Origin of the sequence: Hamadaea sp. NPDC050747, assembly GCF_040654195.1 — a bacterium.
Taxonomy (GTDB): Bacteria; Actinomycetota; Actinomycetes; order Mycobacteriales; family Micromonosporaceae; genus Hamadaea.
The window spans coordinates 1-13,651 of sequence record NZ_JBFAHM010000031.1; the positions used below are offsets into that span (position 1 = coordinate 1).

Sequence of the window (13,651 nt, forward strand, 5' to 3'; positions counted from 1 at the left end):
TGTTCCTGCTGATTTCCGGCTGTAACTACGGCCTGCACTTCGCTTTGCTGAGCGGCCGCAGCCTGAAGGTGTATGGGCGCGATCCTGAATTCCGCATGTTTATCTTCGTTCAGTTGACGCTGGTGGTGGTGTGTACGTTGGTGCTCTGGGGACATGGCGTCTATAAGAGCGGTATGGAAACGCTCAATCAGGCGTTCTTCCAGGTGGTATCGATGGCGACTACGGCCGGTTTCACGACCGACAGCATCGCCAAGTGGCCGCTGTTCCTGCCGATGTTGTTGCTGTGCTCGGCGTTCATCGGCGGTTGCGCCGGCTCGACCGGCGGCGGCCTGAAGGTGATCCGTATCCTGCTTCTGTACCTGCAAGGTTCGCGCGAGTTGAAAAGGCTGGTGCACCCCAACGCGGTCTATACCATCAAATTGGGCAACCGTGCGCTGCCGGAACGCATTCTGGAGGCGGTGTGGGGATTCTTCTCTGCTTATGCGCTGGTGTTTATCGTCAGCATGCTGGCGATCATTGCCACCGGCGTTGACGACTTTTCCGCGTTCGCCGCAGTGACGGCAACGCTCAATAACCTCGGCCCCGGTCTGGGCGTAGTGGCGGATAACTTCACCACGATGCCGGCGGCGGCCAAGTGGGTCCTGGTGGTGACGATGCTGTTCGGGCGCCTGGAAGTGTTTACATTGCTGGTGCTGTTCACGCCAACCTTCTGGCGTGAGTAAGCCTGATATAAGGAGTAGGCCATGAAGGCATTGATACTTTATTCGAGCCGTGACGGGCAAACACGTGCTATCGCTTCTTATATAGCAAGCAAGTTGCAGGACACGCTGCGTTGTGAGGTGATCGATCTGCTGCAGGCAGAACAGGTCGATCTTAACCAGTATCAGCAGGTGATGATCGGCGCTTCTATCCGTTACGGGCACTTTAACCCGGCGCTGGATAAATTCGTCAAGCGTCATGCCGAGCAGTTGAATCGGATGCCGAGCGCATTCTTTGCCGTCAACCTGACCGCGCGTAAACCGGAAAAGCGTTCGCCGCAAACCAACGCCTATACCCGTAAGTTCCTGTTGGCTTCGCCGTGGCAGCCAAAACAGTGCGCGGTGTTTGCCGGCGCATTGCGTTATCCGCGCTATCGCTGGTTCGATCGCATCATGATTCAATTCATTATGCGTATGACGGGCGGTGAAACGGATACCAGTAAGGAAGTGGAGTACACAGATTGGCAACAGGTCGACCGCTTTGCCCAGGAATTTAGCCAGATCCAGTACGAAAAGTGACAAAAACGCGGGTTTGGCCAGCGTTTTGCCGAAAAAATCCGCGCTTGAAAAGTTTTTTGCATTTAGGGGTTGCGGCCCGCCGAGAACTCCCTATAATGCGCCTCCACTGACCGGGAACAACGACTGACAAGCCGCCGGGTCAGCGAGAGGAAAGCGAAATAAACGCTTGACTCTCCGGGTGAAAAGCGTAATATACGCCACCTCGAGTTAGCAAGCGAAAGCGACTAACTCACTGCTCTTTAACAATTTATCAGACAATCTGTGTGGGCACTCCACAAGACGATATCCAGCATCTTCGGATGCAAAAAAATATCAAGTCTTGAAGAGTGACTAACTGAAGTAAAATTCATGCAGTAAATCTTTGAGCATCGCTTCTCGAGTGGAAGCAAATCAAGCTTTTAATTGAAGAGTTTGATCATGGCTCAGATTGAACGCTGGCGGCAGGCTTAACACATGCAAGTCGAGCGGTAGCACAAGGGAGCTTGCTCCCTGGGTGACGAGCGGCGGACGGGTGAGTAATGTCTGGGAAACTGCCTGATGGAGGGGGATAACTACTGGAAACGGTAGCTAATACCGCATAACGTCGCAAGACCAAAGAGGGGGACCTTCGGGCCTCTTGCCATCAGATGTGCCCAGATGGGATTAGCTAGTAGGTGGGGTAATGGCTCACCTAGGCGACGATCCCTAGCTGGTCTGAGAGGATGACCAGCCACACTGGAACTGAGACACGGTCCAGACTCCTACGGGAGGCAGCAGTGGGGAATATTGCACAATGGGCGCAAGCCTGATGCAGCCATGCCGCGTGTGTGAAGAAGGCCTTCGGGTTGTAAAGCACTTTCAGCGAGGAGGAAGGTGGTGAACTTAATACGTTCATCAATTGACGTTACTCGCAGAAGAAGCACCGGCTAACTCCGTGCCAGCAGCCGCGGTAATACGGAGGGTGCAAGCGTTAATCGGAATTACTGGGCGTAAAGCGCACGCAGGCGGTTTGTTAAGTCAGATGTGAAATCCCCGGGCTCAACCTGGGAACTGCATTTGAAACTGGCAAGCTAGAGTCTCGTAGAGGGGGGTAGAATTCCAGGTGTAGCGGTGAAATGCGTAGAGATCTGGAGGAATACCGGTGGCGAAGGCGGCCCCCTGGACGAAGACTGACGCTCAGGTGCGAAAGCGTGGGGAGCAAACAGGATTAGATACCCTGGTAGTCCACGCTGTAAACGATGTCGATTTGGAGGTTGTGCCCTTGAGGCGTGGCTTCCGGAGCTAACGCGTTAAATCGACCGCCTGGGGAGTACGGCCGCAAGGTTAAAACTCAAATGAATTGACGGGGGCCCGCACAAGCGGTGGAGCATGTGGTTTAATTCGATGCAACGCGAAGAACCTTACCTACTCTTGACATCCAGAGAACTTAGCAGAGATGCTTTGGTGCCTTCGGGAACTCTGAGACAGGTGCTGCATGGCTGTCGTCAGCTCGTGTTGTGAAATGTTGGGTTAAGTCCCGCAACGAGCGCAACCCTTATCCTTTGTTGCCAGCGGTTCGGCCGGGAACTCAAAGGAGACTGCCAGTGATAAACTGGAGGAAGGTGGGGATGACGTCAAGTCATCATGGCCCTTACGAGTAGGGCTACACACGTGCTACAATGGCATATACAAAGAGAAGCGACCTCGCGAGAGCAAGCGGACCTCATAAAGTATGTCGTAGTCCGGATTGGAGTCTGCAACTCGACTCCATGAAGTCGGAATCGCTAGTAATCGTAGATCAGAATGCTACGGTGAATACGTTCCCGGGCCTTGTACACACCGCCCGTCACACCATGGGAGTGGGTTGCAAAAGAAGTAGGTAGCTTAACCTTCGGGAGGGCGCTTACCACTTTGTGATTCATGACTGGGGTGAAGTCGTAACAAGGTAACCGTAGGGGAACCTGCGGTTGGATCACCTCCTTACCTAAAGATATTGATTCGAGTGGCGTGCTCACACAGATTGTCTGATGAAAAGTAACGAGCAAAGCGCTACCTGTTGATGCCATGAGTCATTCATGCTGATACGAACCGATTAAGTTATTCAGTTTAATCGGATTTTCGGGTCCCCATCGTCTAGAGGCCTAGGACACTGCCCTTTCACGGCTGTAACAGGGGTTCGAATCCCCTTGGGGACGCCATTCCGATAATGAGTGAAAGACATTATCACCGGTTAGCGATAACCGAAAAAATCTTAAAGATGACTTGCGAGTCATGTTTAAGATATTGCTCTTTAACAATCTGGAACAAGCTGAAAATTGAAACATGACGGCTGAAATTTATCCCTCCGTAGATGTACTGGGATGAAGAGTAACCTGTCATAGAGTCTCTCAAATGTTTGCAGCACGAACGATGGAAACATCTTCGGGTTGTGAGGTTAAGTGACTAAGCGTATACGGTGGATGCCTAGGCAGTCAGAGGCGATGAAGGGCGTGCTAATCTGCGAAAAGCGTCGGTAAGGTGATATGAACCGTTATAACCGGCGATACCCGAATGGGGAAACCCAGTGTGTTTCGACACACTATCATGTCATGAATACATAGTGGCATGAGGCGAACCGGGGGAACTGAAACATCTAAGTACCCCGAGGAAAAGAAATCAACCGAGATTCCCCCAGTAGCGGCGAGCGAACGGGGAGGAGCCCAGAACCTGAATCGGCTTGTGTGTTAGTGGAAGCGTCTGGAAAGTCGCGCAGCAAAGGGTGATAGCCCCGTACACTAAAATGCACAGGTCGTGAGTTCGATGAGTAGGGCGGGACACGTGACATCCTGTCTGAATATGGGGGGACCATCCTCCAAGGCTAAATACTCCTGACTGACCGATAGTGAACCAGTACCGTGAGGGAAAGGCGAAAAGAACCCCGGCGAGGGGAGTGAAATAGAACCTGAAACCGTGTACGTACAAGCAGTGGGAGCACCTTCGTGGTGTGACTGCGTACCTTTTGTATAATGGGTCAGCGACTTATATTTTGTAGCAAGGTTAACCGTATAGGGGAGCCGTAGGGAAACCGAGTCTTAACTGGGCGATTAGTTGCAAGGTATAGACCCGAAACCCGGTGATCTAGCCATGGGCAGGTTGAAGGTTGGGTAACACTAACTGGAGGACCGAACCGACTAATGTTGAAAAATTAGCGGATGACTTGTGGCTGGGGGTGAAAGGCCAATCAAACCGGGAGATAGCTGGTTCTCCCCGAAAGCTATTTAGGTAGCGCCTCGTGAACTCATCTTCGGGGGTAGAGCACTGTTTCGGCTAGGGGGCCATCCCGGCTTACCAAACCGATGCAAACTCCGAATACCGAAGAATGTTATCACGGGAGACACACGGCGGGTGCTAACGTCCGTCGTGAAGAGGGAAACAACCCAGACCGCCAGCTAAGGTCCCAAAGTCATGGTTAAGTGGGAAACGATGTGGGAAGGCATAGACAGCCAGGATGTTGGCTTAGAAGCAGCCATCATTTAAAGAAAGCGTAATAGCTCACTGGTCGAGTCGGCCTGCGCGGAAGATGTAACGGGGCTAAACCATGCACCGAAGCTGCGGCAGCGACGCTTAGGCGTTGTTGGGTAGGGGAGCGTTCTGTAAGCCGTTGAAGGTGGCCTGTGAGGGTTGCTGGAGGTATCAGAAGTGCGAATGCTGACATAAGTAACGATAAAGCGGGTGAAAAGCCCGCTCGCCGGAAGACCAAGGGTTCCTGTCCAACGTTAATCGGGGCAGGGTGAGTCGACCCCTAAGGCGAGGCTGAAAAGCGTAGTCGATGGGAAACAGGTTAATATTCCTGTACTTGGTGTTACTGCGAAGGGGGGACGGAGAAGGCTAGGCTAGCCGGGCGACGGTTGTCCCGGTTTAAGCGTGTAGGGGGTGTGACCTGGTAAATCCGGTTGCATACTAACCCTGAGGCGTGATGACGATGCACTACGGTGCAGAAGTAGTTGATGCCCTGCTTCCAGGAAAATCCTCTAAGCATCAGGTAACATTAAATCGTACCCCAAACCGACACAGGTGGTCAGGTAGAGAATACCAAGGCGCTTGAGAGAACTCGGGTGAAGGAACTAGGCAAAATGGTGCCGTAACTTCGGGAGAAGGCACGCTGGCATGTAGGTGAAGTCCCTCGCGGATGGAGCTGAAGCCAGTCGAAGATACCAGCTGGCTGCAACTGTTTAATAAAAACACAGCACTGTGCAAACACGAAAGTGGACGTATACGGTGTGACGCCTGCCCGGTGCTGGAAGGTTAATTGATGGGGTCAGCCGCAAGGCGAAGCTCTTGATCGAAGCCCCAGTAAACGGCGGCCGTAACTATAACGGTCCTAAGGTAGCGAAATTCCTTGTCGGGTAAGTTCCGACCTGCACGAATGGCGTAATGATGGCCAGGCTGTCTCCACCCGAGACTCAGTGAAATTGAACTCGCTGTGAAGATGCAGTGTACCCGCGGCAAGACGGAAAGACCCCGTGAACCTTTACTATAGCTTGACACTGAACATTGAGCCTTGATGTGTAGGATAGGTGGGAGGCTTTGAAGCGTGGACGCCAGTCTGCGTGGAGCCATCCTTGAAATACCACCCTTTAATGTTTGATGTTCTAACTCGGCCCCATAATCTGGGGTGAGGACAGTGTCTGGTGGGTAGTTTGACTGGGGCGGTCTCCTCCCAAAGAGTAACGGAGGAGCACGAAGGTTAGCTAATCACGGTCGGACATCGTGAGGTTAGTGCAAAGGCATAAGCTAGCTTGACTGCGAGAGTGACGGCTCGAGCAGGTACGAAAGTAGGTCTTAGTGATCCGGTGGTTCTGAATGGAAGGGCCATCGCTCAACGGATAAAAGGTACTCCGGGGATAACAGGCTGATACCGCCCAAGAGTTCATATCGACGGCGGTGTTTGGCACCTCGATGTCGGCTCATCACATCCTGGGGCTGAAGTAGGTCCCAAGGGTATGGCTGTTCGCCATTTAAAGTGGTACGCGAGCTGGGTTTAGAACGTCGTGAGACAGTTCGGTCCCTATCTGCCGTGGGCGTTGGAAGATTGAGAGGGGTTGCTCCTAGTACGAGAGGACCGGAGTGAACGCACCACTGGTGTTCGGGTTGTCATGCCAATGGCATTGCCCGGTAGCTAAGTGCGGAAAAGATAAGCGCTGAAAGCATCTAAGCGCGAAACTTGCCTCAAGATGAGTCTTCCCTGGGCCTTTAAGGTCCCTGAAGGAACGTTTAAGACTAAGACGTTGATAGGCTGGGTGTGTAAGTGCAGCGATGCATTGAGCTAACCAGTACTAATGATCCGTGAGGCTTAACCTTACAACACCGAAGGTGTTTTTAGAGAGATTTTCAGCGAAGTTCCGAGATTGGTTCTGATGGCTTCATGGAAGTGAGGCGGTTGGAATGAAACAGAATTTGCCTGGCGGCAATAGCGCGGTGGTCCCACCTGACCCCATGCCGAACTCAGAAGTGAAACGCCGTAGCGCCGATGGTAGTGTGGGGTCTCCCCATGCGAGAGTAGGACACTGCCAGGCATCAAATAAACGTTATCAGTGTGACGACTGGTAATGCGCAAATCGCAAAGCGCGAATTTGCCGGCATCGAGAGATGCAACGTAAAAGAATCGGTGGAGCGGTAGTTCAGTTGGTTAGAATACCTGCCTGTCACGCAGGGGGTCGCGGGTTCGAGCCCCGTCCGTTCCGCCACTTATTTAATTATGCCTGCTTTATTAGCAGGCATAATGTTAAGCGAGATTTAGGGGCGTAGCTCAGTTGGTAGAGCACCGGTCTCCAAAACCGGGTGTCGCGAGTTCGAGTCTCTCCGCCCCTGCCATATTAAGAACCCTTTGCGAAAGCAAAGGGTTTTTTTTTTACCTATTATCCCTTCCCTTAGTGCATTCCCGCTTTGGAAAAGAGCGCTTTTGACGCTATATGCCGAGGTTTGCCCGATCCTGGCTGCTTCATGTTCTTCCGAGCTTTACCCTGCACGCCTCCGGATTCTCTTATCGTTTTGCATTATCTTCTCTCAGAAGGCGATGGGCGGCTTTTGGCATGATAGACAGTCATTACCACGATGACGGCATTTAAGGCCGCCATAATGCTTTAGGCTGCGGTATTTAAAGGTATTTTAAGTAATTGCCGAATCAAAGGCTGTTGATCGCTGTTTTGCAACCAGACGGCATACAGTGGGCGGATAATCGGCGGGATCTCAGTAGTGGCCACCAGCTGCGGATACTCCTTTTCCCACTGGCTGGGCAGGAAAGCGCATCCGCCCGTGGTTTCCAGCAACTGACGCGTCAGATGAGCGGAGGTAGTCGTGAGGACCGGCACGTTATCACCTTCCAACATGCGGCTTTCCTGTTGGTGGAAGTCGGCTCCCCATTCCAGCTTGATGTAGGGCATTGGGGCCTGTTTGTCACGATACGCGGATGAGAACAGGCGTAATGAGAAATTGCTCAGCTGTTGGCTGGCCAATTCGTCCATCTTCGGCGGTTCGGTGGTGATCAGTAAATCGAGCTGCCTTTCATGCAGTTGTTTTACCAAAGAGTGCCTTAATGCCACCCTGGCTTCGAGCTGCAGCGCCTCGCGTTGTTGATAGAGCGCCTGCAACCAAGGGGTCAGATAGGCCTCCCACAGCGAAGCGGTAGCGCCGATCGACAACTCGGTGTGTTGCAGCGAACGCACGACCTCCTTCTTCGCCAACTGCCAGGTGTTCATCAGGCTTTCGGCATAGGGCAGAAGCCGCTCACCGGCAGGCGTCAGGCGGATATTATTGCGATGACGGGTAAATAAATTTGCGCCCAGCTGGTTTTCTAACTGACGGATGCGGAAACTGACCGCGGACTGCGTTAAGTACAAAGATTCTGCGGCTCTGCCAAAGTGACGCGTTCTACTGACCTCCAAAAAGGTTTTCAGTAATTCGGTATCCACACCTATCTCCAAAAAAATTTGTCGTTAAGATTTAAATGTTTTGTTTTACACGCTGTCAAGCCTATCTAATACTCCGCGCCATAAACAGCACGGCCATAAGAGAATTAGGAGCGTGTCAGATGGCGGATAGCTTCACCACGACCAATCGTTTTTTTGATAATAAACATTACCCTCGCGGGTTCTCCCGTCACGGCGATTTCACCATTAAAGAGGCGCAATTGCTAGAGCGTTTCGGCTACGCGTTTAACGAGCTGGACTCGGGTAAACGCCAGCCAGCGACTGAAGAAGAACAGCTGTTCGTCGCAGTGTGCCGAGGTGAGCGCGAAGCGGCTACCGAGCAGGAAAAAGTATGGGCTAAATATCTGGCGCGCACACGTCGCCCGAAGAAATTCCATACTCTGTCCGGCGGTAAACCGCAGGCTGACGCAGTGGAAGATTACAGCGACAGCGAAGACTAAAGACGATGGGGCCTGCGGGCCCCATTTTCATTCCAGACTACGATGCAGCTGTAACAACAGACGGTCCATACTGCGATAGCCCAGCGCTTCGCTGAGGTGGCGCCTGTCGAGTTCAGTATCTCCCGCCAAATCCGCCAGCGTGCGAGCCACTTTCAGGATGCGCTGCCAGGCGCGTACCGATAGCCCTAACGCGTTTAATGTCGCTTCCAGAAACTCGGCGTCTGCCGGCTGCAACACGCAATCCCGTTCTACTTCGCGGTTGCTCAACAGCGCATTGACTTTACCGGCGCGTTCGAGCTGGCGGGCGCGTGCCTGCTGCACCCGTTTCCGCACCTGCTCACTGCTTTCCCCATGCGTTTTCCGCTGGCTGAGCGTACCCGGCGGTAACAGCGGCACTTCGATAGACAGATCGAAACGGTCGAGAAAAGGCCCTGACAGCCGGGCCAGATAGCGCAACACCTGCTGCGGCGAGGCGCGGTTGTGCAACCCCTGATAATGCCCTGTCGGGCTGGGGTTCATTGCCGCGATCAACTGTACTCTGGCAGGGAAACAGACCTTGGCGTTGGCGCGTGAAATCACGATCTCGCCGGATTCCAACGGCTCGCGCAGCGCATCCAGGACCTTACGCTCGAATTCCGGTAGCTCATCCAGAAACAGCACGCCGTTATGCGCCATCGAGATCTCGCCCGGACGCGGCAGTGAGCCGCCGCCGACCAATGCCGCCATCGATGCGCTGTGATGCGGCGCGCGAAACGGCCTCTGGCGCCATGGCAGAGCGCTCAGAACAGGGTGTTGCAAGCTGGCGATCGCCAGGCTTTCCAGCGCCTCAGGCTCCGTCAGCGGCGGCAGTAAGCCCGTCAGTCGGCTGGCCAGCATGGTTTTGCCTGTGCCCGGCGGCCCAATCAGCAGCAGGTTATGCCCGCCGGCGGCGGCGATCTCCAGCGCCCGCTTGGCCTGCTCCTGGCCGATGATGTCGCGCAGATCGGCGTTTTCGTACGCATTGCCGGCTGCGGGGGGTGTGACGGCCCCCGGCAGTTCGCCCTGGCCGAGTAAAAAAGCACAGACCTCCAACAGGTGTTGGGCGGTATGGGATTGTGACTGTGCGATCAGGCCGACCTCGGCGGCGTTGTCCGTCGACAGGATCAATTGTCGCCCGGCGTCAGCCGCCGCCAGCGCCGCCGGGATGGCGCCTCTGACCGCACGCAGTGCGCCGGACAGCGCGAGCTCGCCAAGAAACTCGTAGCGTGCCAACGGTGCGAGGGGCAGTTGCTCGGAGGCGGCGAGGATCGCCAGCGCTATCGGCAGATCGTAACGCCCGCCTTCTTTCGGCAGATCGGCCGGTGCCAAATTGACGGTGATGCGCCGGGCGGGAAAGGTGAAACCGTTGTTGATCAGGGCGCTGCGCACCCGATCGCGCGCCTCTTTTACCGTGGTTTCTGGCAGACCGACCAGCGTCAGGCCGGGCAGGCCATTGCTGATATGCACCTCCACCGTCACGGAAGGGGCCTGAACGCCGATGATGGCGCGGCTATAGATTACCGCCAGTGACATATCGCTCTCCTTGCTGAGGGCGGCATGATGCGCGATTTATCCAGGTACCGCGCGGCGTTCTTGGCATTTTTTCCATGAAACTCGCAGCATAATCACTGATTTTCATCGAATTGAACGAGATTGTGCGAACCGCCTCGCAACCTGCGGCAATACCCATTAACAATTCGCTGAAGGCTGCAACACATTAGCGGCCCATACGCATTGCAACCATAGGGTTAACGGGTGTATTTAACAATTGATTAAAAGAAAAATCACTTCTTTAACACACTCCGACCGCCGCCGCAGTCTGCCCGGCAGCCGCTAAACCTCCTGACTTCGTACTCTACGGTAGGGATAACACTATGTTTGGTTGGACCCCGCTGCAACGCAATGCGGCAATCGCCAGTTTTTCAAGCTGGACGCTCGACGCTTTCGATTTTTTCGTGCTGGTATTTTTACTCAGCGACATCGCACAATCCTTTCACGTCGGCCTGGAACAGGTCACGTTGGCGATTCTGCTCACGCTGGCGGTGCGCCCGATCGGCGCGCTGATCTTCGGGCGTGCGGCGGAAAAATATGGCCGCAAACCGATCTTGATGCTGAATATCGTCTTCTTCTCGGTGTTTGAGCTGCTCTCCGCCGCCGCGCCCTCGCTGACGGTCTTCTTGCTGTTACGAGTGTTGTACGGTGTTGCGATGGGCGGTATCTGGGGCGTGGCGTCATCATTGGCGATGGAAACCATACCGGACCGCTCGCGCGGCTTGATGTCGGGCATTTTCCAGGCCGGCTATCCGTTCGGTTATCTGCTGGCGGCGGTGGTGTACGGCCTGCTGTTCGAAACGGTCGGCTGGCGCGGCATGTTCGTCATCGGCGCGGCGCCGATCCTGCTGCTGCCGTTTATTTATTATTGCGTGCAGGAGTCGCCGGTGTGGCTGGCGGCACGTGAGCGCAAAGAAAGTACGGCTTTATTGCCGGTGTTGAAGAGCCACTGGAAGCTATGCTGCTATCTGGTGCTGCTGATGGCGGCGTTCAATTTCTTCTCTCACGGCACGCAGGATCTGTATCCGGTGTTTCTGAAAGTTCAGCACGGTTTCGACCCTAAAACCGTCAGTATCATCGCCATTAGCTACAATATCGCGTCAATTATCGGTGGCGTTTTCTTCGGTTCGTTATCGGAAAAAATCGGTCGTAAAAAAGCGATCATTATCGCCGCATTGCTGGCCTTACCGGTGATCCCATTGTGGGCATTTTCCAGCGGTTCGCTAATGTTGGGGATCGGCGCTTTCCTAATGCAATTCATGGTGCAGGGCGCCTGGGGCGTAGTGCCGACCTACCTGACCGAGCTGGTGCCGGCCAACACCCGCGCGGTGCTGCCGGGGTTCGTGTATCAGTTGGGCAACCTGATCGCCTCGGTCAACGCCACGCTGCAAGCCACCATCGCCGAGCATCATGGGCATAATTACGGCCTGGCGATGGCGATCGTCGCCGGTACGGTGGCGGTGGCGATCGCCCTGTTGGTGTTCTTCGGCAAGGATACGCGCGGCAAGGCGATCACCGACGCGGTGAAAAATCCGGGCGTGCGCGCCAACGTGTGAAAGAGAAGCGATTCGCGTGAGGTATGACCAGATTGCGCCGAATAATAACGCAAAAAAAGTGTTGTCATGTCGCGCGCGGCTGTGGTACCTCTGTAAGCATTAGTTCTGAATGAGCACAGTGAACAAACCCATTATGAAAGCCTTTGCCCAAGTGATTAGCCTAGTCGTGATTAGCGTGGTGGTGATTATTATCCCACCGTGCGGGGCTGCACTTGGACGAAGAAAGGCTTAGCAAACAAGCCGGAATCGCAAGAGAACCCCCGCACCGTCAGGTCCGGGGGTTTTTTATTGGCAAGAGAAAAGTGGAGCAAGGGGCAGAACATGAAAAACAGAACAAAATCCTGCGATTTTCGAAGTAAGGCGGGGAAATAACCATGAATGGCGCTCAGTGGGTAGTTCAAGCGTTGCGTACGCAGGGGGTGGATACCGTATTCGGCTATCCGGGCGGGGCAATCATGCCGGTGTACGATGCGCTGTACGACGGCGGCGTGGAACACCTGCTGTGCCGCCATGAACAGGGCGCCGCTATGGCCGCCATCGGCTACGCCCGCGCCACCGGCAAAGTCGGTGTCTGTATCGCCACTTCCGGCCCCGGCGCCACCAACCTGATCACCGGCCTGGCTGATGCGCTGCTCGATTCTGTTCCCGTTGTCGCCATCACCGGCCAGGTGGGCTCCGCGCTGATCGGCACCGATGCCTTTCAGGAGATCGATGTTCTCGGCCTGTCTCTGGCCTGCACCAAGCACAGCTTCCTGGTGGAATCGCTGGACGCCTTGCCGGGCATCATGGCGGAAGCGTTCGCCATCGCCGCCGGCGGCCGTCCCGGCCCGGTGCTGATCGATATCCCGAAAGACATCCAGCTGGCGCAGGGCGACTTGCACCCGCACCTGATGCCGGTCGACGAAGCGCCGGCGTTCCCGGCGGCGGCGTTGGCAGAGGCGGCTGAGCTGCTGGCGCAGGCGCACAAACCGATGCTGTACGTCGGCGGCGGCGTGGGCATGGCGCAGGCGGTGCCGGCGCTGCGTGAATTTATCGCCGTGACCCGCATGCCGAACGTCGCCACCCTGAAGGGGCTGGGCGCGCCGGATGCGCAAGGTCCGCTGTACCTCGGCATGCTGGGCATGCACGGCACCAAGGCTGCCAACCTGGCGGTGCAGGAGTGCGATCTGCTGATCGCCGTCGGCGCGCGTTTCGATGACCGCGTGACCGGCAGGCTGAACGCCTTCGCGCCGCACGCCAAAGTGATCCACATGGATATCGACCCGGCGGAGATGAGCAAGCTGCGCCAGGCGCATGTCGCCCTGCAAGGCGATTTGAAAACGTTGCTGCCGGCGTTGCAGCGCCCGCTGAGCATCGCCGCCTGGCAGCAGCAGGTGATAGCGCTGAAAGCCGAGCACGTCTGCCGCTACGATCACCCCGGCCAGCCGATCTACGCGCCGCTGTTCTTGCGCCAGCTGTCCGCCCGCAAGCCGGCCAACAGCGTGGTGACCACCGACGTCGGCCAGCACCAGATGTGGAGCGCGCAGCACATGACGTTCGAGCGCCCGGAGAATTTCATCACCTCCAGCGGCCTCGGCACCATGGGGTTCGGCGTGCCGGCGGCGGTCGGGGCCCAGATCGCGCGTCCGCAAGATACGGTGATCTGCGTCTCGGGCGATGGTTCCTTCATGATGAACGTGCAGGAACTGGGCACTATCAAGCGCAAACGGCTGCCGCTGAAGATCGTGCTGCTGGACAACCAGCGTCTCGGAATGGTGCGCCAATGGCAGCAGCTGTTCTTCGACGGCCGCTACAGCGAAACCAACCTGTCCGATAACCCCGACTTCCTGATGCTGGCCGCCGCCTTCGGCATTCCCGGCCAGCGCATCAGCCGCTTGGATCTG

The 13,651-nt window shown here is 55.6% G+C and carries 8 protein-coding genes, 3 tRNA genes and 3 rRNA genes; 12 read left to right on the plus strand and 2 right to left on the minus strand.

The features are described from left to right. The 8 genes from AB0H43_RS38695 to AB0H43_RS38730 form a co-directional block, all read left to right on the plus strand. The coding region (locus tag AB0H43_RS38695; protein ID WP_360008620.1) for a potassium transporter TrkG at window positions 1-722 on the plus strand (722 nt) is incomplete at its 5' end. Window positions 723-743: 21 nt separating this feature from the next. Beyond that, on the plus strand, window positions 744-1,277 hold the full coding sequence (gene hemG, locus AB0H43_RS38700; protein WP_043137471.1) for a menaquinone-dependent protoporphyrinogen IX dehydrogenase: 534 nt from the start codon (window positions 744-746) through the stop codon (window positions 1,275-1,277). Between the two features lie 399 nt (window positions 1,278-1,676). Beyond that, window positions 1,677-3,218: ribosomal RNA gene (locus tag AB0H43_RS38705) — 16S ribosomal RNA — on the plus strand. A 139-nt stretch (window positions 3,219-3,357) separates the two neighbouring features. Continuing rightward, a tRNA-Glu gene (locus tag AB0H43_RS38710) sits at window positions 3,358-3,433 on the plus strand. 234 nt (window positions 3,434-3,667) lie between these two features. Then, a 23S ribosomal RNA gene (locus AB0H43_RS38715) occupies window positions 3,668-6,575 on the plus strand. Between the two features lie 99 nt (window positions 6,576-6,674). Continuing rightward, window positions 6,675-6,790: ribosomal RNA gene (gene rrf / locus AB0H43_RS38720) — 5S ribosomal RNA — on the plus strand. The 16S, 23S and 5S rRNA genes sit together here with 3 tRNA genes alongside, the layout of an rRNA operon. Before the next feature lie 94 nt (window positions 6,791-6,884). After that, window positions 6,885-6,961: transfer RNA gene (locus tag AB0H43_RS38725), tRNA-Asp, on the plus strand. Between the two features lie 51 nt (window positions 6,962-7,012). Next, window positions 7,013-7,088, plus strand: a tRNA-Trp gene (locus AB0H43_RS38730). A 269-nt stretch (window positions 7,089-7,357) separates the two neighbouring features. Here AB0H43_RS38730 and hdfR read toward each other — a convergent pair. Next, entirely contained in the window at window positions 7,358-8,185 is an 828-nt protein-coding gene (hdfR, locus tag AB0H43_RS38735) for an HTH-type transcriptional regulator HdfR (protein ID WP_025304646.1), read from the minus strand. A gap of 119 nt (window positions 8,186-8,304) precedes the next feature. On the opposite strand from hdfR, the gene AB0H43_RS38740 reads away from it, so the two are divergent. Then, the gene (locus AB0H43_RS38740) at window positions 8,305-8,643 is read left to right on the plus strand and encodes a DUF413 domain-containing protein (protein ID WP_004929946.1); all 339 of its coding nucleotides are present in this window, start codon (window positions 8,305-8,307) and stop codon (window positions 8,641-8,643) included. Window positions 8,644-8,670: 27 nt separating this feature from the next. Here the strand turns inward: AB0H43_RS38740 and AB0H43_RS38745 are convergent, their stop codons facing one another. Continuing rightward, on the minus strand, window positions 8,671-10,194 hold the full coding sequence (locus AB0H43_RS38745) for a YifB family Mg chelatase-like AAA ATPase (RefSeq protein ID WP_164100063.1): 1,524 nt from the start codon (window positions 10,192-10,194) through the stop codon (window positions 8,671-8,673). Window positions 10,195-10,535: 341 nt separating this feature from the next. Here AB0H43_RS38745 and AB0H43_RS38750 point away from each other — a divergent pair, with 341 nt between their 5' ends. The 3 genes from AB0H43_RS38750 to ilvG form a co-directional block, all read left to right on the plus strand. Continuing rightward, window positions 10,536-11,768, plus strand: coding sequence for an MFS transporter (locus AB0H43_RS38750; protein ID WP_025304644.1), 1,233 nt, complete (start codon window positions 10,536-10,538; stop codon window positions 11,766-11,768). 133 nt (window positions 11,769-11,901) lie between these two features. After that, a complete protein-coding gene (ilvL, locus tag AB0H43_RS38755; protein ID WP_013814970.1) occupies window positions 11,902-12,000 on the plus strand; it encodes an ilv operon leader peptide in 99 nt (32 codons plus the stop codon). Window positions 12,001-12,142: 142 nt separating this feature from the next. Continuing rightward, a partial coding sequence (ilvG, locus tag AB0H43_RS38760) for an acetolactate synthase 2 catalytic subunit (RefSeq protein ID WP_360008631.1) occupies window positions 12,143-13,651 on the plus strand: 1,509 nt, incomplete at its 3' end.

What these genes read in the sequence shown, in the direction of transcription:
- AB0H43_RS38740 (WP_004929946.1), top strand. Translation starts at nt 8,305, where the DNA reads ATGGCGGATAGCTTCACCACGACCAATCGTTTTTTTGATAATAAACAT.
- ilvL (WP_013814970.1), top strand. Translation starts at nt 11,902, where the DNA reads ATGAAAGCCTTTGCCCAAGTGATTAGCCTAGTCGTGATTAGCGTGGTG.
- AB0H43_RS38750 (WP_025304644.1), top strand. Translation starts at nt 10,536, where the DNA reads ATGTTTGGTTGGACCCCGCTGCAACGCAATGCGGCAATCGCCAGTTTT.
- hemG (WP_043137471.1), top strand. Translation starts at nt 744, where the DNA reads ATGAAGGCATTGATACTTTATTCGAGCCGTGACGGGCAAACACGTGCT.
- AB0H43_RS38745 (WP_164100063.1), bottom strand. Translation starts at nt 10,194, where the DNA reads ATGTCACTGGCGGTAATCTATAGCCGCGCCATCATCGGCGTTCAGGCC.